Raw genomic sequence first — 16,387 nt, forward strand, 5'->3', positions numbered from 1 at the left:
TCACGCCACCGTCTTCACCTGCGACGCCTTCCACTGGTCGATCAGGTGGCGGTCATCATGGTCCCAAGGGTGGAAGTCCTTGCGGTAGAACGACAGGTAGCTCTTCGCGATGCTGGGGATGAGCCCGCGCGAACCCAGCAGGAAGCGCGCACCGCCCAGCCACTCGCGCGGGGTGGGCTCGTACTCGGCCGTCTTCAGCATGCGCGCCATGTAGCGACCCACCGTCATGGCGAACATGACGCTCTGTACGACGAACACCTTGCGCAGCTTGTCGCGGTCGCCCGACACCTTGTCGTACACGTCCATGGCCACGGCCTTGTGTTCGATCTCCTCTACCGCGTGCCAGAGGATGAGCTCGCGCACCGCGTCGGGGAGACCGGCCACCACCTCGTCGTGCGTCAGGAGGAAGTGCGCCATGATGGCGGTGATGTGCTCGGCGCCCACCGTGGCGGCCAACAGCACGTCGTCCGGCGTGTTCTTGCGGAACTCTTCGATCTCCGCTTCGAGGTGCTCGGAGCAGCCCTTCGCGTCGAAGCCCAGGCTGTCGATCCACGCGTTGGCGATGGTGTGCTGGCGGGCGTGGTGTCCCTCTTGCGCGGCGAACGCGCGCACCTGCTCCAGCAGCTCACCGTCGAGCTGCTCGCGGTAGTGCAGCACGCTGCGCACGAACTCGCGCTCGCCGGGCGGGAACGTGGAAGAGAGGGCGGCCATGAACGTGGTCAGCACGGCGTTGTCGGCGTACCAAAAGCGGCGGCGCTCGGCTTCGAAGTCGAAGCTCATGCGGCGCGGCTCGATCTTGGGCGTCGCGCGCTTTTCAGGCTTGCTGGCGGGACGTGCGCTCGGGCTGAGGGTGGCGGCGATCGTGGTCATCGGGAGTCCTCCATCGGGTGGTGAAAAAGGGCTATGCCGTTTGCTGAAGGTGGCTGGTGATGGCGCCCGCGAGGGTGGGCACCAGCTGTGCAGGAAAGTCGTGGCCCATGCCGCGGATGACCCGCAGGCGAGCCTTGGGAATGAGCTGCGCGCTGAGCCTGCCGCCCTCCACGCGCACCAGGGGATCGGCGTCCCCGTGCAGGATGAGCGCCGGGGCCTGCACCTTGTGCAGCCGGTTCCCGAAGCCCCCCGTGGCCAGGATGGCCATCAGGTGGTGGGCGAGGCCGGTCTGGCTCATGCCGCGCGCCAGGCTGCGGTGCGTCTGCGCGATGAGCTCTTCACGCGGCGTGGGGTACGCCGGGCTGCCGATCATCTCCCACATCTTCGCGTTGGCGAGGGCCAGGCTGTCGGGGTCCATGGCGGGTGGCGGCTTCAGCAGGTTGAGGAGCACGCGTGGCGTGGGCTTCGGCAGCGTGCGCTCGTTGGGCGACGACATGATGGACGTCAGGCTGCTCACGCGCGCCGCGTGATCGGCTGCGACCAGCTGCGAGATCATGCCGCCCATGGAGAAGCCCACGAAGTGCGCGCGCTCGATCTGGAGCGCGTCCAGTAGGCCCACGGCGTCCAGTGCCAGCGTGTGCAGGTCGTACTGGGCCTCTTCGCCGGGACCCACGCGGATGCTCAGCTCGCGCCCGAGGATGCCCTGCAGGTAGCGCTTGCCCAGGGTGGGCGGCGGCGGACCCGCGGTCCAAGACGAAGCGCCCACGTCCCGGTTGTCGAAGCGAATGACGCGATAGCCCGCGTGGGCGAGCGCGCTGCACAAGGCGTCGGGCCACGCGATGCGTTGCAGGCTCATGCCCGCGATCATCAGCAGCGCGGGCGCGGCAGGGTCGCCGAACTCCTCGTAGGCGAGGCGGACTCCGTTGCTCTCGGCGAAACCTTCGGTGCGTGCGCTCATTGAACTCTGGTCAACTATAGACGCTATTGAATCGAGGTCAATAGTGCTGTGCAGATTTATCTCACGCCTCGACCGGGTTGGGCGGGTACCGTAGAAGGCACCCCATGTCGGCTCGAAATCCCCACCGGGCAGCGTGCGTGCGCGCCTCCTCCGCGCTCTTGGCGCTGGCTCTCTTCGGCTGCCCGGGTGGCCCGGTTCCAGCCGAGGGACGTGAGCGGTCTGCGGCCGCAGAGCCTCCCCCAATGCCAGCCACGGCTGCCCACGCGGCGCCGTCGGCCGCAGCCAACGCCCCTGCCGTCGATGCGCCTGCGGCGGCACCGGCAGCTCCCGCGCAGGCCGCGGCGCCTCCTCTGGCCGGCATCACCTGGGACGCCCCCACCGGCTTTGCCACGGTGGCGCCGTCCAACTCGATGCGCGCTGCGGAGTACCTGTCGCCCGAAGGCGATGCGCGGCTGGTGGTGTTCCACTTCCCCGAGATGCGCGAGACCGTGAGCGCCAACATCGACCGCTGGAAGCAGCAGTTCGACGAGGCCGCCCGCGAGGACGCACGTGTCGAGACGCGTGGTGTGGCCGGGCTCTCCGTGACCGTCCTGGACATCGAAGGCGCGAACGCAGGCATGCACGGAGCCAGCCCCGAAGGCTCGAGCGCGCCTCGTCCGCGCGAGCGCATGCTGGGCGCGGCCGTGGTCGCCCCGGGTGGCGTCGTGTTCTTCAAGTTCGTTGGCCCGAGCGCGTCCGTCGCGGCAGGGCGCGCCGGCTTCGAGGCCATGATCGCGTCGCTGCGCCCCGTGCCCGCCCCGGCCGGAGGCAATGAGTGACGCGGCTGCGTCCGCGACGCGCACGCCCCACGCTGGCTGGGCTGCTGGCGCTGCTGACGCTGCTGTCCGGTGTGCGCCGCGCGACCGCTGATGAGCGTGACATCCACCTGCTGGAGACCCCCGTCACCTTCACGGACGTGGCCGACGCCGCCGACGGTGAGGACCGCTTCGACCTCAACGTACGCGTGGCGTTCCGGCGCCTGCAAGAGCGCGCCGACGTGCGCCGCGAGCGGCCCAGCAGCACGGGCCGCAGCGAGACCGAACGGGTGGGGGCGTACCGCTTGGTGCGTCACGAGCTGCTGCTGGGGCTCGACATCGGGCTCTTCCGTGACCTCGAGCTCAGCGTGGACCTGCCGCTGGTGCTCAGCGATGACCGCCGGCTGAGCCCCGTCAACGGCGCGCTGCTCGACGGGCTCGCGCGCGCGGCCCCGCTGGTCTCGCCCACCCGCTCGGGCCTCGACGTGCTGATCCTGGGGGTGGGGTGGGCGCCGCTCAACCAGTACCGCGACGCGCACTCGCCCACGTGGGTCTTCCGCCTGACCAGCCGCATCGCCATCGGCGACGTGCGCGCGCCCTGCGTCACGGGCCAGAGCGAGTGTGGCGTGAGCGAGGGTACGCACGCGCTCAGCCTCGAGACGCGCATGTCGCACCGCTTCCGCTATGCCGAACCCTACGGCGGGGCGGGCTTCACGGCGCAGTTCCGCGGGCGCGCGTCGTCCGCCTTCGCGCCGGGCGGCAAGCTCGCCGGCTATCGCCACGTGAACCCGCCGCTCATCGCCGAGTTCGTGGCGGGCATGGCGCTCATCCCGTGGGAGCACCGCGGCAAGCAGCAGCGGCTCACGGTGGACATCCGGCTGCACGCGCTGTGGGTGGCCGAGGGGCGCGACTACTCGCCGCTCTTCGACGCGCTGGGCACCTCGTCGGAGCCCACCCTGGCCAACCCCAGCTGCGAGGGTGCGCCCGTCAACAGCGCGGACTGCACCGGCGATCCGACTGGGCTCCGCCTGGTGCCGTTCACGGGCCTGACCGACGTGCAGGCGCACGGGCGCATCGGGGGCCGTATTGCCGTGGAGCTGCAGGCGGCGCGCTTCGTGCGCTTCGGCTTCGGTGGCGCGCTGCACTACACCACGCCGCACCAGATCACGGGGACCGGGCGCTGCAACCCGCAGGCCTCGCCGCGTGACCCGAGCGACCCGCGCATCGCGGGCTGCGCCGAGGGCATCGTGGACCCGCACTACCGCGTGCGGCTGGACACGCCGGGGCAGCGCTTCTCGCTCACGGGGCAGCTGCGCGTGGACCTGTTCGCCACCATGCGCGCGCAGTTCTAGCGGCGCCGTGTGCTGGCGACGTTCGTCGCCGCGCTATGCTGGAGCCATGCACCTCGCCCGCGCACTCTGGCTCCCGGCCTCGTGGCTCCTGGCGTCGCTGCTCATCCTCAGCTGCGCGTCTCGTAGCGCCCCGGCGCCCGCCAGCGCCCCGGCCACGGTGGCCAGCCAGGACGGCGCGTGGGTGTGGGTCCAGCAAGCGGGGCGCTTCGCGAGCGCGCTGGTGGACCCCGACAGCGGCCGCGTCATCCGCGAGCGCGAGGGCATCTGGGTGCACTCCGGCTTCGGCCTGGCCCAGCTGCGCGTGCGCGAAGTGCAGAGCCGAACCTTCGAGTGCGCCGACGTAGAGGCGGGCGTCGAACCCCTGCCGCTGCGGGGCACCTCGCCCACGCAGCTGCTCGAGCTGTGTCCCGAGCGCGAGTCCGGGTGCCGCACGCTGGTGCCGCCCATCCCGGACGGAGCGGCCGCAGAGCTCGGCGATCAAGTGCTGGTGAAGGGCACCCTCGGGCCGTTCGTGTTCGCGCAGCGCTGGACCGAGCACTATGGCTGCGGCGCCCATGGGGCGGTGGAGGCGAGCGCGTTCGTCTTCGACCTGCGCGACGGACGCAGCTTCGACGTGTTGCCGCACGTGGCGCCGGCGGAGGCGCTGCGCCAGGTGGCGTTCGAAGAGCTGCAGCACCGCTGGGGGGCCGAGCTGGGCGCCGTTGAGCTCGACGCCCTCACGCTGGGTGCGGTCTGGCCGGAGCTCGAGGAGGGCCACATGGGCCTGCGCTATCTCTTCGCGCTGCCCTCCTGCTACGCGTGCGGGGATGCGGGCTGGGGCTCCTACACGGTGGCTCACGACGTGCGCACCGAGACCCTGGGGGCCCTGCTCGAGCCCTACCGCGCGATCCCCCCTGGCGCGCTGAGCTACGTCACCCAGCACCCGGGCTTGGTGTTCGGCGGCGCCACGCTCGCCGCTTGGTTCTGAGGCCGTAACGGAACAGGCGCGCCGCGCGACTGTTGCCAGACGTGCGGGCAGCTTTACAGGCGCACGCTCCCCACGTATGGATCAGCTAGTGCACAACGGTGACCCCGACGACGAGCTCCACTCAGGCGAGCCGGACGACCTCGACGAGAACGTCATCGAGGCCGAGCTGGTGGACGAAGACGGCGTGGACATCCCGCCCGCGCTCGAGCGGCGAGCCCGGGGCGAAGCCCTCGTGCCCAGCAAAGCCTCGCTCGCCGAGCGTGACCCGCTGGCGGCCTACATGCGAGACGTGCACCGCTACAAGCTGCTGACCCCGGAGCAGGAGCACACCCTCGCGGTGAAGTACGCCGTGGACGGTGACCTGGACGCCGCGCGCGAGCTGGTCACCAGCAACCTCCGCCTCGTGGTCAAGATCGCCTACGACTACCGGCAGGCCTACAAGAACCTCCTCGACCTGGTGCAGGAGGGCAACATCGGCCTCATGCAGGCGGTCAAGAAGTACGACCCCTACAAGGGCGTCAAGCTCTCCAGCTACGCAGCCTGGTGGATTCGCGCGTACATGCTGCGCTTCATCCTGAACAACCACCGCTTGGTGAAGGTCGGGACCACGCAGGCGCAGCGCAAGCTCTTCTTCAATTTGAAGAAGGAGAAGGCGCGTCTCTCGGCCATGGGCATCGAGCCCACCCCGGCGCGCATCGCCGAGCGGCTGAACGTGCCCGAGCACGAGGTCGTCTCCATGGATCGCCGGCTCAGCGCGGGCGAGGCCTCGCTCGACGCCCCCGTGGGCGCCGGTGACGGTCGCCAGGTGGCCCGCGTGGAGCTGGTGCCGGGCGGCGGCGCGGGCATGGACGACGTGCTGGCCGAGCAGCAGCTGGGGGACCAGCTCAAGGGCAAGATCCACGAGTTCGGCGCCACGCTGGTGGGCAAGGAGAAGCGCATCTTCGACGAGCGCCTGCTGGCCGAAGACCCGCGCACCCTGCAAGAGCTCGGCACCGAGTTCGGCGTCAGCCGTGAGCGCGTGCGTCAGCTGGAGAAGCGCTTGCTCGAGAAGCTGCGCACGTACCTGAGCGACGAGCTGGGGCAGGCGGTAATCGACGTCTACGAGCCGGCCTGAGTTCGGGAGCCGGGCACCCAGGGCTGAAGCCGGATGATTCTACACATGCCACCAGGTGGCCGACCTGCCTTGCTGCAAGGTGCGATGGGCACCCACCGCTGAAGCGGTGGGCAGCAAACCACGTGGCTGATTGGCATAAAGTCCCCCGCCTTTCGGCGGCGGACTACCTGGCTACCAGCAGGGTTTGCCCTACCGAGGGTACTCGGACACTGCGTCCGGCCACCCTTGGTAGAACACACCCTGTTGTCGATCACGTAGTCCGCCCAAGGGCGGACTTTCGGTAGGTCCAGGCCTGGTCTGCTGCCCCCGGCTTCCAGCCGGGGGTGCCCATAGAACCTGGCTACAAGGCGAACTGGGCCCCAAGCAAGATATGTTGAATCATCAGGCTGAAGCGCTGCAGCGGTGCGCGCCCCTCAGGCTTCGTTGTCTTGCGCTCTGCCTACGCGGAGGGCTAGGTCGTAGGCTTCGGCTCTTGAGAGGGACGTGGTGGCCGCGAGGGCTTTGGCGATGGTCTTCACCGCCATGCCTTCGGCGAGGAGCGAGGCCACGCGGGCCTCGAGGTCTTCGGGGGCGTCTTCCGCTTGGACACGCGGCGCGCCCTCCACCACGACGGTGAACTCGCCGCGGGCGCCTTCCTGGAAGTACTCGGCCAGCTCCGTGAGGGTGCCGCGGCGCACCTCTTCGTGCAGCTTGGTGAGCTCGCGGCAGGCGGCGGCGCGGCGCTCGGGCAGGGCCAGCGCGGCCAGCTCGGCCAGGGTCTTGCCCACGCGCTGCGGGGCCTCGAAGAACACGCTGGCGCCGCTGTCCTGGATGATGCTCTCGAGCGCGCCGCTGCGCTTGCTGCCGCTGCGCGGGAGAAACCCCACGAAGCGGAAGTGGTCACACGGGAGGCCCGACACGGCCACGGCCGTGGTGACGGCGCTGGGGCCCGGGATGCCTTCCACCGTGACGCCCAGCGCGACCGCGCGCTCCACCAGGGCGTGTCCGGGGTCGCTCACCACCGGGGTGCCGGCGTCGGACACCAGCGCGAAGCGTGCGCCGGCGGCCAGCTCGGCGGCGATGGCGTCCAGCTGCCCTTCTCCCGTGTGAGCGTGCAGCGAGCGCAGCCGTGTGCTGATGCCGTGGTGCGACGTGAGCACGCCGGTGCGGCGCGTGTCTTCGGCCAAGATGGCGTCGGCCTCACGCAGGGTGCGCAGCGCGCGCAGCGTGATGTCCTCGAGGTTCCCGATGGGCGTTGCCACGAGCGAGAGGAGACCGGCCATGCCGAAGCGTGTAGCACGCGCGGCGGCCCGAACGAGCTGGCATCATCGAGGACCTGCCCTGCTAGGCTCCTCCCATGTCCGCCCCATCCGAGTCCACGAGCGCGAAGAAGCTGCTGGCCATCCTCGCCATGATGCTGGGCATGCTCGGCACCGCCGGCGGCTGCTGGGGCGTCGTGGGGAGCTTCAGCAGCAGCGCCCTGCTCGACGTGCAGCGCGAGGCGCTCGAGGCGCAGAACACCCCCATCGCAGCGCAACAGCGTGAGCTACTCGCAATCACGCAGGCCTCCGCCGCGAAGTGGGGGCCCTACGTGGGGGTGGTCCAGGCGCTGAACCTGGTGGCGTCCATCCTGCTGGTGTTCGCGGGCGCGCAGATGTGGCGTGCACACGCGCGGGCCAAGGTGCTCGCGTTCATCGCGTGCGGCAGCAGCCTGCTGGTGGACCTGTGCATCGCGGGGCTGGCCGTCGCGCAGCAGCTGGAGCTGCAGGACGTCATGGGCACCCTCACGCCGACCGGGGCCGACCCGAACTTCAGCGCGGCCATGGCCGGGGCCACGCGGGTGGTCGCGGTGTTCGGCTCGTGCTTTGCCGCGGGCTGGCTCTTGACCAAGCTGGCCAGCTACACCGCGATCTGCGTGGTGGCGCGCCGGCCGTCGTGAGGGGCGCTCGGTCGGCCTACTCCTCGCGCTCGAACATGGCCTTGAAGCGCTCGGACTCCGCGGGCTCCACGCTAGCGGGGGCCTCGCCGTGCACGCCGGCCAGGTGCTTGGCCAGCGCCTTCTTGTAGCCCAGGTCCATCTGCCGGCCGATCTGGATGCGCTGCGCCTGCGGGGAGCCCGCCCCGTGCATGCTCTCGGTCAGGTAGCCCACGGCGTTGCGCCCCAGGGTCATGTTCTCGATCAAGCGCAGGATGCGCACGCGGTTCTCCGGGGTGACACCAGGGCGCGCCGCCAGGAACTTCTGCAGGATGGGCCCCGTCTCGGGCGAGTTCAGGTCCTTCTCCGAAGGGCAGGTGACCATCAGGCCACCGGCCAGGTCCTGCGCCAGGCGCGCCAGCTCGTACGGGAAGCGCGTGACGTTCTGCTTGCACACGTTCGCCAGCATGTCGTCGTTCTGGTAGTTGCCGGCCGCGGTGGGCTTCGACTCGTGCGAAGACGCGATGCCCGCGCCGTAGATGGTCTCGTTGAGGTGCGTCATCTCCACGAGCTTGTCGCGGATGTGCGAGACGTGCGGAACGCCGTTGTAGTCCGCGATGGCGGCCGCGGCCCCGATGATCACGTCGCCGAGGCCCGTCTTGCACACGTAGCTGCGGCGGTGGAACGCGGTGAAGCGCTCCACCAGCGGGGCGGCGAACTCCACCTCGCCCTGCATGAAGACGTGCTCGTTGGGGATGAACACGTCGTCGAAGATGATCATGGCCTCTTGGCCGCCATAGCGCGCGTTGCCCTGGTCGATGTCGCCGCCCTCGAGGGCGCGCGCGTCGCAGCTCTGGCGGCCGTAGATGAACGACACGCCCTTGGCCGTGACGGGGATGGCTGCCACCACGGCGTAGTCCCGGTCGGACTCGCGCAGCCGCATGGTGGGCATGACCAGCAGCCAGTGCGAGTTCACGCAGCCGGTCTGGTGGGCCTTGGCGCCCCGGATGACGATGCCGTCGGCGCGGCGCTCCACCACGCGCGTGAAGAGGTCGAGGTCCTCTTGGTCGCTCGGGCCCTTGCTGCGGTCGCCCTTCGGGTCGGTCATGGCGCCGCCCACCACCAGGTTGAGCCGCTGCATCTCCGTCCAGAAAGCGCGCAGCCGCACGTGGTACCGGGTAGCGTACTTTTGGTCGCACTCGAAGGTCACCGACCAGAGCGCGTTGGCCGCGTCCATGCCCACGCAGCGCTGGAAGCACGTGCCGGTCAGCTGCCCCATGCGGCGCTGCATCTTGTTCTGCTGCACCACGTCGTCGGCCGACTCCGCGATGTGCAAGAAGCGGTTCACGCGCTTGCCGCTGAGCGACGAGTCGGCGCTCGCCAGCTTCGGGTTCTCGGCGGCCAGGTCGTACGTCACGGCCACGGCCTCGATGGACGGACGGATGATGGGGTGGTCCACCGGCTCGGCCACGCGCTCACCCATGAGGTACACCGTGAGGTTTCGGTCGCGCAGGCTCTCGATGTAGTCCGCGCCGCTCACGATGGGGCGGTCGACGCCGGGGCGCGAGGTGGCGGAGGACGCGGTGGTGGGCGTGGTGGCTTCCATGCCGCGCACTGTACCAGCCCGCACCGGGCCTGCGCTCAGCCCTTGAAGAAGCCGAAGAAGCCCTTGCGGCGCACGCCCACCGACTCGAGGTCCTCGTCGTCGATGTCGCCGGCGCGCTTCTCGGTCCACAGCTCGATGAACGTGTCCAGCGCGTCGCGCTCGAAGAAGGTGCCGTGGGCTTCGCAGACGTGCATGAGGTGCACGCTGCCTTCGATCTCGGCCATGCGCAGCGCGCCCGAGCACGCGGGACACGAGAGCACGGCGCGGCGCGGCTCGAGGCGCCCGAAGACCGGCGACACGTTTCGCACCGCGCGCGCGAGCTCGGCGTTGCTCTGCTGGCGGAGGGCGGCCACCTGCGAGGTGCTGATCCACCCGCCGCCACACTTGGCGCAGGCCAGCGCCTCCTCGCCTCCACCGGCCACGCGCGACAGGCCCTTGGCGCAGCGCGGACACGCGAGGGCTCCCGGGTCTCCCTCCGCCGCCTCGGCGTTGACCACCACCACGCGGTCCACCACGCGCTCGATGACCCGCGGCGCGGGGGCCGACGTGGTGCCGCAGAACTGGCACGTGACCACGGACGAGGCGGCTGCGGCGACGAGGGGCGCTCCACACCCCGCACACAAGAGAGGGTTGGTCATGACCCTGCGACTCTACATGGACCGTGCGCGGGCGTCATGGGGGTGCTGACGCGAGCGCGAGCCGCTGCCAGCCGCGCGACGTCCGCAGCATCAGGGTGGGACCGACGACGTGGTGCGGCGGGAGCTCACCCGTCCACTCGATGCCGGTTGGCGTGGGCGCGCCACCGGTGAGGGGCTGGCGCACCAAGCGGCTCTGCGCGCTCACCCCGGTGCCCGAGATCCACTGTGCGAAGTACACCGTGTCCGCCGTGACGGCCAGCACGCTTCCGGTGATCTCGGCGGCCGTGAACTGGCGCGTGGCGAGGTGCAGCACGGCGGGCGCCCAGCGCGCATCCACCGACGCTCCGTCGAACACGGCGTACTCGGCATTGCAGCCCGTGAGCCGTGCGAACCACGTCCCCAGCAGCCCGAGCGGAAGCTGGCTGCGCGTGCCCGTGGCGCGGTCGAGGACCTGGAGCGTGGCGTTCACGCCGTCCGTGGTGCGCGGAATCACCCACAGCAAGCGCGTCCCGCTGCGACAGACGGTGAAGCGATGCCCGCTGGCGTTCGGCTCGACGATCTCGGCGCGGGCGTGGTCCAGCTCGCCGCTTCGCGAGAAGGGCACGAACTCCGCGCGGATGGGGGTGGTCGGCGTCACCACGATGGCACCGTCATCGAACGCCTGGTCGATGCGGGCAGCGTGCGGCACCGTCAGCGCACGCGGCCGGCCCCGCTCCCCCACGCGCAGAAAGCGGTCGTGTGCCTGCACCAGCACCTCGCGGCCGGAGGCGACCTGTCCGAGGACCACGCTGGACCCGAGGCCATACTCGGCGCGCTGGTCGATGCGCTGCGCCCGCGGCGCACCCATTCGCTCCCGGTACAGGCAGCGCTCGATGCGTGGCACGTGCCTCTGGGGATTGCCGCCATCCGGCGCCGCCCACTCCCACAGCCGGAAGCGCAGCGCAGCGCCCACGAAGCGGGGGCCGTCCTCCGTGGTGCCCCGAACGCTGATGGACGCCGGGCAGCTCGCGTGCGCCAGCTCGGCCCAGCCCAGGCAGGTGAGCAGCAGCGCACAGGCGAGCGGAACACGAAGTGGCACCCGCACAGTATGCACCGCGCCCCGCTGGAGCATCACTCTGCGCGGAGCACGATGTTCGCCACGACGGGCTGGTGATCGGACGCCGCCGCGAAGCCGAGCTCTGTGCCTCTCACATCGAGGTCGTCTGTGACGTAGATGTGGTCGAGGCGCGCGGGAGGATAGAGCATCCCGCTGTTGGGCCACGTGTGCCCGAGGCCGAAGGGGCCCGCGAGCTCCCAGGCGTCGTCCATGTGGACGCGCATCCGCCGCGAGAAGGCGCTGTAGGGCGTGCTGTTGAAGTCTCCCAGGGCCACCGCGGGCGTTCTGGCGTGGTCGTGCGCCCACGTCAGAGCGCGCTCGAGCGCCGCGTGGTGGCTCTCGAAGAGGCCGCGAGTGGGAGGCGCCGGGTGCGCGCAGAGCAGGTCGATGCTCGCGCCTGCATGTTCCACCTGCGCCGTGATCGCGCGGGCCTCCATCATGGGTGTCTGGGCCACGTTCGTGAGTGGCAGTCGGGACAACAGCGCCATACCCCACACACCCTCTCGTACATCGATGCGCTGGTAGGGGTAGTCGTCCAGCCAGCCCTCGTCGCGTAGACCCTCGGCCCAGGCAGGCGACACCTCCTGCAGGCAGACGATGTCGGCGTCGTGGCGGGCGAGGCTGCGGAGGAAGTATCCCGGGTGCTGGTTCCACCCGTTCCCGTTGGCGGTGATGACGCGGAGCGAGGCGCGCCCATCAGGCTGTGCTGCATCACGGAGGAACGCTTGCGGCACCACGCTGCTGAGGTGAGTGACCACCAACGCAAGGGACGCGGCGGTGAGCCATACGCGGCGGCGCGCGATGCCAAGGCCTAGCGTGACGTATGCCGGGAGCCACACGAAGGGCGTGTAGGCGCCCCACACCAGCAGCAGCCAGACGCCATCGCCCACCACCGCCCGTGCGATGCCGACACCACAGAGGACCGCGATGCACACCCATGCGGCCCGTGCCGAGGGCGTGCGACGCGCAGAGGGTAGTGCCGTCATGCTGGGGGCTCGTGCGGAGGGATTCGGAACGGTATCATGCGCGCATGCTTCGCCTCGCTGCGCTCGCCTTCGCATCCACTCTGGCAATCGTGGGCTTGTCCGCGCTCAGCTCCACCGCGGCCGCCCGCTGTGCCGCGGTCACGCTGCCCGAGGAGGTGCAGGACAGCCCGTTCGTGGTGGAGGCCGTACTCGAGCGGGCAGGGGGCGCGGCCAGCTTCCGCACGGTCACGGTGTGGAAGGGCGGCACCGCGGCGCCCGCGCGCTTCACGCTGAACGCGCAGCAAGGTCGCGGGCGCTGGCCGTGGGCCGACTCCGCCAACGAGGGTAAGCGCTACCTGTTGTTCCTGTCGCCCGCGTCGGGCGGCTTCACGGTGGCACGCTGCGGTCAGAGCGGCGCGGTGTCCGACAGCGAGCGCTCCGAGCTGCGCGCGGAGGGGCTCACCCCCACACAGCGGTGAAGCAGCGTGGGCCCGCGCTGCGGTAGGCTCTCGGCAGGAATCACCATGAGCACCACGGACCCCGACGGCCAGCCTTCTCTCTCGACCGACTGCCCCGCGTGCCCTGGCGAGCCCGTGCTCACGCGCATCGACGCGCATCGCGCGCTGATTGGTGAGGGGTTCGTGATTCGCAGGGCCCTGCCCACCGCCAAGCGCCGCATGGTGGGTCCGTGGTGCTTCCTGGACCACCTCGGGCCAGGCGCCTACGAAGCCGGGCATGGCCTGAGCGTGGGGCCGCACCCGCACATCGGGCTGCAGACCTTCACGTGGCTGGTGGAGGGCGAGATCTTCCACCGCGACAGCCTGGGCTACGAGCAGATCATCCGGCCCGGCCAGGTGAACCTGATGACCGCTGGGCGCGGCATCACGCACTCGGAAGACGCCGTGACCCAAGAGGCCGGGCGCATCCACGCTGCTCAGCTGTGGATCGCGCTGCCCGACGCCGAGCGCCACCGCGAGCCCAGCTTTCGTCACTACCCCACGCTGCCGCGCGTCGAGCGAGGGGGGTTCGTGGCCACGGTGCTGGCGGGGCAGGCGCTGGGGGAGCAAGCACCGGCAGAGGTGTTCTCGCCGCTGGTGGGGGTGGACTTCTGCGCCGAGGGACCCGCCGAGCTGAGCGTGCCCCTGGACCACGCCTTCGAGCACGCGGTCATGGTCATGAGCGGGGCAGCAGAGGTGGAGGGCGAGCGCCTCGAGCCCGGGACGCTGCTGTACCTGGGGCTCGGCCGGCGGGAGCTGGCCCTGCGTTGCGACGCGGCCGCGCGTCTCCTGCTGGTGGGGGGCGCGCCCTTTGGGGAAGAGGTGCTGATGTGGTGGAACTTCGTGGGGCGCACCCACGAGGAGATCATTACCGCCACAGAAGACTGGAACGCCGGGCGTCACTTCCCACCGGTGCCCGCGTCGCCTTCGCCCCGCTTGCAGGCGCCCGATCTCGGCGGCCTGCGGCTGCGCGCTTCTCGCGATCATCGCGTGGTACGCTGAGGCCTCGCGAGCGCCCGCATGTCCGATTCCCCCGCAACCACCCCCCACGGCGAAGTGATCGACGGCGCGTACCGCGTGGACGCCGCGCTCGGCGCCGGGGGCGAGGGCGCGGTGCTGCGCGCCACACGGCTGGCGGACGGTCAGGTGGTGGCCCTCAAGCGGCTGCACCTCCACCGGCGCGCGGACGCCGAGGCGCGCACCCGCTTCGAGCGCGAGGCGCGGGCGCTGAACGGCCTCGAGCACCCCAACATCATCCGCATGCTGGACTTCGGCTTCGACGATCAGGGGCCCTACCTGGTCACGGAGCTGCTGTCCGGGCGCACCCTGGACGCGCTGCTGCGCGAGGGGCCGCTGCCGCCCGAGGTGGCGCTCGAGCTGGGCATCCAGATCGCGGCGGGGCTCGGCCACGCACACGCGGAGGGCGTGGTGCACCGCGACATCAAGCCCGAGAACGTGTTCATCGAAGACGTCCCGGGCCGCGGGCTGTGCGCCAAGCTGCTGGACTTCGGGCTGGCGCGCTTCTTCGACAGCGAGCGCTGGGCCGACGCGGAGTCGCTCACGCGGGAGGGCGCGGTGCTGGGCACACCCCTCTACATGCCGGCCGAGCAGAGCCTCGGGCAGCGCGCAGACACGCGCTCCGACGTGTACGCCGTGGGCATCGTCCTCTTCGAGATGCTGGCGGGCGCGCCGCCCTTCGACGCGGAAGACCGCCTGTCGCTGGTGCGCGCGCACGCGATGTCGCCGCTGCCGCGGTTGGCCGTGGCGCGCGCCGCCCTCACCGTGCTGCCCGAGGTGGATGCCGTCCTCGCGCGTACCCTCGCCAAGAGCGCAGACGAGCGCTTCCAAGATGGTGGCCAGCTGCACGCCGCCTTGTCTGCGCTGCCGCGTCCTGCCACGCGCCTCGCCTGAGTACTCGAGAGTCCACTGGCCATCATGAGCGTGACCGACCCCAGCCTGCTCGACACCGTCCACGACGACACGCTCGGTCGCCTGATCGACAAGCGCTATCGCGTGGAGAGCATCCTGGGGCAGGGCGGTCTCGGGCGAGTCTACGCGGCCACCGACGAGCGCCTGGACCGGCGGGTGGCCATCAAGGTGTTGCTGGCCGAGCACGCGGAGACTCCGTCGCTGCGCGCGCGCTTCGAGCGTGAAGCCAAGGCGCTCTCGGCGCTCTCTCATCCCAACATCGTGACCATCACGGACTTCGGCCTCGACGGCGAGCGCGCGTTCGTGGTCATGGAGCACTTGCCGGGCCAAGACCTCGCCGCGCTGCTCACGGAGGGGCGCCCTGGGCTCGGGCGTGCGCTCGGCATCCTGCGCGGCGTGCTGTCCGCGCTGGCCTACGCGCACGGCCTGCACATCGTCCACCGTGACCTCAAGCCGTCGAACGTCATCGTGCGCACGCTCCCAGATGGCAACGACCACGTGGCCGTGTTGGATTTCGGGCTGGCCAAGTTCCTGGACGCCGAAGAGAGCTCGGCGGCCATCACGCGCCAGGGCGCCATGGTGGGGACGCCCGCGTACATGTCACCCGAGCAGGCCTGCGGCGTGCCGGCAGATGCCCGCAGCGACGTGTTCAGCGCGGGGCTGCTGCTCTACGAGCTGTTGGTGGGGAAGGGCCCGTTCGCCGAGTGCACCGGCCCCGAGCTGCTGCGCCGGCGCTTGGTGGAGTCACCTCCGCCGCTGGCCGACGCGGCCCCCCACTTGGGCCCCCAGCCCGAGCTCCAGGCCATTCTGGACCGCGCGCTGTCTCCCGATGTGGGCGGCCGCTACGCCGACGCGCGCGAGATGTTGCAGGCGCTCGACGCGTTGCCCCTGGAGCTCTTGCACTCCGGGTGCACGCCGCTGCCGGGTGGGACCGCCGCTCATCGCCCTGGCACGGGAAGCCACGCGGCCCCTGCGGCTGCCGCAGCACCAGCGAAGGCTCCGCCCGTGTTTCGTGAGTCGCTCGAGGCGCCGGGGGCGTCCACGATGCACCCAGAGGAACCACGCGCTGCCCCGGGAGCGGCCTCCTCACGTGGCCGCTTCGCGCTCGGGTTGGTGGTGGTGGCGCTCGGGCTCGCGGCCGCTGTCGCGTTCGTGGTCACCCGCACCCCGGAGGAAGACACGCCGGTCACGGCCCCCGCCACCGCGCCTCGCTTCGTGGAGAGCACCACCCCGCCTCCAGCGCCGGCTCCCGTGGTGCGCCCGCCGGCCCGGAACCCGTGGCGCAACGCGCGGGGGCTCGACGAGCTGGTGAGCAGCACACGTGAGCGGCTCGAGAGCGGGGGGGCGCCGTCGCGCAGGACTCTCCGACGCCTCGCGGCCTACGCCAACAACCACCCGAACGATCCGCTGCCGCGCCTGCTGTTGGGTCGCGGGTTCGAGAAGGTGGGATGGCTGCAGGATGCGCTCCCGGAGGTGGAGCGGGCCTTGGTCATGGACCCGTCCGTGCGGGGTGATCCTGCCCTGCTGCCCATGCTCATCCGCATGATGGACTCCGCCAGCTACCACGCCGGTGCGGCGGCGCTCATTCGGACACACTACGGCGAAGAAGCCCGCCCTGCGCTGCGCGCGGCCATCGCGTCGGGCGCCCGGCCCGCATCCACGGACCGACTGCGCGCGCTCGAAGCCAACCTCTAGCCTCTTCCCGTT

Annotated in this window: 16 protein-coding genes; 9 read left to right on the forward strand and 7 right to left on the reverse strand. The window is 70.8% G+C overall.

Translation table 11 applies throughout. From position 1 onward, the window contains the following. Both IPI43_15230 and IPI43_15235 read right to left on the reverse strand, forming a co-directional pair. Positions 1-870, reverse strand: a complete 870-nt coding sequence (locus IPI43_15230) for a metal-dependent hydrolase (protein MBK7775458.1) — start codon at positions 868-870, stop codon at positions 1-3. Between the two features lie 31 nt (positions 871-901). Further along, complete coding sequence (locus tag IPI43_15235; protein ID MBK7775459.1) at positions 902-1,828, reverse strand: alpha/beta hydrolase; 927 nt, start codon at positions 1,826-1,828, stop codon at positions 902-904. A 242-nt stretch (positions 1,829-2,070) separates the two neighbouring features. Here IPI43_15235 and IPI43_15240 point away from each other — a divergent pair, with 242 nt between their 5' ends. From IPI43_15240 to IPI43_15255, 4 genes are all read left to right on the forward strand, one after another. After that, positions 2,071-2,646 carry a hypothetical protein gene (locus tag IPI43_15240; protein MBK7775460.1) on the forward strand — a complete coding sequence of 192 codons (576 nt, stop codon included), beginning with the start codon at positions 2,071-2,073 and terminating at the stop codon, positions 2,644-2,646. Next, entirely contained in the window at positions 2,643-3,974 is a 1,332-nt protein-coding gene (locus tag IPI43_15245) for a hypothetical protein (GenBank protein MBK7775461.1), read from the forward strand. Before IPI43_15240 ends, IPI43_15245 begins: the two co-directional genes overlap by 4 nt. Positions 3,975-4,020: 46 nt before the next feature. Continuing rightward, a complete protein-coding gene (locus IPI43_15250) occupies positions 4,021-4,941 on the forward strand; it encodes a hypothetical protein (protein ID MBK7775462.1) in 921 nt (306 codons plus the stop codon). 76 nt (positions 4,942-5,017) lie between these two features. Beyond that, a complete protein-coding gene (locus tag IPI43_15255) occupies positions 5,018-6,055 on the forward strand; it encodes an RNA polymerase factor sigma-32 (GenBank protein ID MBK7775463.1) in 1,038 nt (345 codons plus the stop codon). 413 nt (positions 6,056-6,468) lie between these two features. Here the strand turns inward: IPI43_15255 and rsmI are convergent, their stop codons facing one another. After that, on the reverse strand, positions 6,469-7,317 hold the full coding sequence (rsmI, locus tag IPI43_15260; protein MBK7775464.1) for a 16S rRNA (cytidine(1402)-2'-O)-methyltransferase: 849 nt from the start codon (positions 7,315-7,317) through the stop codon (positions 6,469-6,471). Between the two features lie 74 nt (positions 7,318-7,391). Between rsmI and IPI43_15265 the strand changes: the two genes are divergently transcribed. Further along, entirely contained in the window at positions 7,392-7,973 is a 582-nt protein-coding gene (locus IPI43_15265) for a hypothetical protein (protein MBK7775465.1), read from the forward strand. A gap of 16 nt (positions 7,974-7,989) precedes the next feature. On the opposite strand, the gene IPI43_15270 is transcribed toward IPI43_15265, so the two are convergent. The 4 genes from IPI43_15270 to IPI43_15285 are packed head-to-tail and all read right to left on the reverse strand — an operon-like array spanning position 7,990 to position 12,275. Next, positions 7,990-9,555, reverse strand: coding sequence for a 4-hydroxybutyryl-CoA dehydratase (locus IPI43_15270; GenBank protein ID MBK7775466.1), 1,566 nt, complete (start codon positions 9,553-9,555; stop codon positions 7,990-7,992). A gap of 35 nt (positions 9,556-9,590) precedes the next feature. Next, complete coding sequence (locus IPI43_15275) at positions 9,591-10,193, reverse strand: zf-TFIIB domain-containing protein (GenBank protein ID MBK7775467.1); 603 nt, start codon at positions 10,191-10,193, stop codon at positions 9,591-9,593. A 34-nt stretch (positions 10,194-10,227) separates the two neighbouring features. Further along, the gene (locus IPI43_15280; protein ID MBK7775468.1) at positions 10,228-11,271 is read right to left on the reverse strand and encodes a hypothetical protein; all 1,044 of its coding nucleotides are present in this window, start codon (positions 11,269-11,271) and stop codon (positions 10,228-10,230) included. 32 nt (positions 11,272-11,303) lie between these two features. After that, positions 11,304-12,275: an endonuclease/exonuclease/phosphatase family protein gene (locus tag IPI43_15285; protein MBK7775469.1), complete on the reverse strand. Its 972-nt coding sequence runs from the start codon at positions 12,273-12,275 to the stop codon at positions 11,304-11,306. A gap of 44 nt (positions 12,276-12,319) precedes the next feature. On the opposite strand from IPI43_15285, the gene IPI43_15290 reads away from it, so the two are divergent. Genes IPI43_15290 through IPI43_15305 form a run of 4 tightly spaced genes read left to right on the forward strand, consistent with a single transcriptional unit; the run spans position 12,320 to position 16,375 of the window. After that, entirely contained in the window at positions 12,320-12,733 is a 414-nt protein-coding gene (locus tag IPI43_15290) for a hypothetical protein (GenBank protein MBK7775470.1), read from the forward strand. Positions 12,734-12,778: 45 nt separating this feature from the next. Further along, positions 12,779-13,753, forward strand: a complete 975-nt coding sequence (locus tag IPI43_15295; GenBank protein MBK7775471.1) for a pirin family protein — start codon at positions 12,779-12,781, stop codon at positions 13,751-13,753. Positions 13,754-13,771: 18 nt separating this feature from the next. Further along, on the forward strand, positions 13,772-14,662 hold the full coding sequence (locus IPI43_15300) for a serine/threonine protein kinase (protein ID MBK7775472.1): 891 nt from the start codon (positions 13,772-13,774) through the stop codon (positions 14,660-14,662). A gap of 24 nt (positions 14,663-14,686) precedes the next feature. Continuing rightward, a complete protein-coding gene (locus IPI43_15305; GenBank protein MBK7775473.1) occupies positions 14,687-16,375 on the forward strand; it encodes a serine/threonine protein kinase in 1,689 nt (562 codons plus the stop codon). The last annotated feature ends 12 nt before the right edge of the window (positions 16,376-16,387 follow it).

It is taken from the genome of Sandaracinaceae bacterium (assembly GCA_016706685.1).
Classification (GTDB): Bacteria; Myxococcota_A; Polyangia; order Polyangiales; family Houyiibacteriaceae; genus JADJJE01.

What these genes read in the sequence shown, in the direction of transcription:
- IPI43_15230 (MBK7775458.1), bottom strand. Translation starts at nt 870, where the DNA reads ATGACCACGATCGCCGCCACCCTCAGCCCGAGCGCACGTCCCGCCAGC.
- IPI43_15235 (MBK7775459.1), bottom strand. Translation starts at nt 1,828, where the DNA reads ATGAGCGCACGCACCGAAGGTTTCGCCGAGAGCAACGGAGTCCGCCTC.
- IPI43_15240 (MBK7775460.1), top strand. Translation starts at nt 2,071, where the DNA reads ATGCCAGCCACGGCTGCCCACGCGGCGCCGTCGGCCGCAGCCAACGCC.
- IPI43_15250 (MBK7775462.1), top strand. Translation starts at nt 4,021, where the DNA reads ATGCACCTCGCCCGCGCACTCTGGCTCCCGGCCTCGTGGCTCCTGGCG.
- IPI43_15255 (MBK7775463.1), top strand. Translation starts at nt 5,018, where the DNA reads ATGGATCAGCTAGTGCACAACGGTGACCCCGACGACGAGCTCCACTCA.
- rsmI (MBK7775464.1), bottom strand. Translation starts at nt 7,317, where the DNA reads ATGGCCGGTCTCCTCTCGCTCGTGGCAACGCCCATCGGGAACCTCGAG.
- IPI43_15265 (MBK7775465.1), top strand. Translation starts at nt 7,392, where the DNA reads ATGTCCGCCCCATCCGAGTCCACGAGCGCGAAGAAGCTGCTGGCCATC.
- IPI43_15270 (MBK7775466.1), bottom strand. Translation starts at nt 9,555, where the DNA reads ATGGAAGCCACCACGCCCACCACCGCGTCCTCCGCCACCTCGCGCCCC.
- IPI43_15275 (MBK7775467.1), bottom strand. Translation starts at nt 10,193, where the DNA reads ATGACCAACCCTCTCTTGTGTGCGGGGTGTGGAGCGCCCCTCGTCGCC.
- IPI43_15285 (MBK7775469.1), bottom strand. Translation starts at nt 12,275, where the DNA reads ATGACGGCACTACCCTCTGCGCGTCGCACGCCCTCGGCACGGGCCGCA.
- IPI43_15290 (MBK7775470.1), top strand. Translation starts at nt 12,320, where the DNA reads ATGCTTCGCCTCGCTGCGCTCGCCTTCGCATCCACTCTGGCAATCGTG.
- IPI43_15295 (MBK7775471.1), top strand. Translation starts at nt 12,779, where the DNA reads ATGAGCACCACGGACCCCGACGGCCAGCCTTCTCTCTCGACCGACTGC.
- IPI43_15300 (MBK7775472.1), top strand. Translation starts at nt 13,772, where the DNA reads ATGTCCGATTCCCCCGCAACCACCCCCCACGGCGAAGTGATCGACGGC.
- IPI43_15305 (MBK7775473.1), top strand. Translation starts at nt 14,687, where the DNA reads ATGAGCGTGACCGACCCCAGCCTGCTCGACACCGTCCACGACGACACG.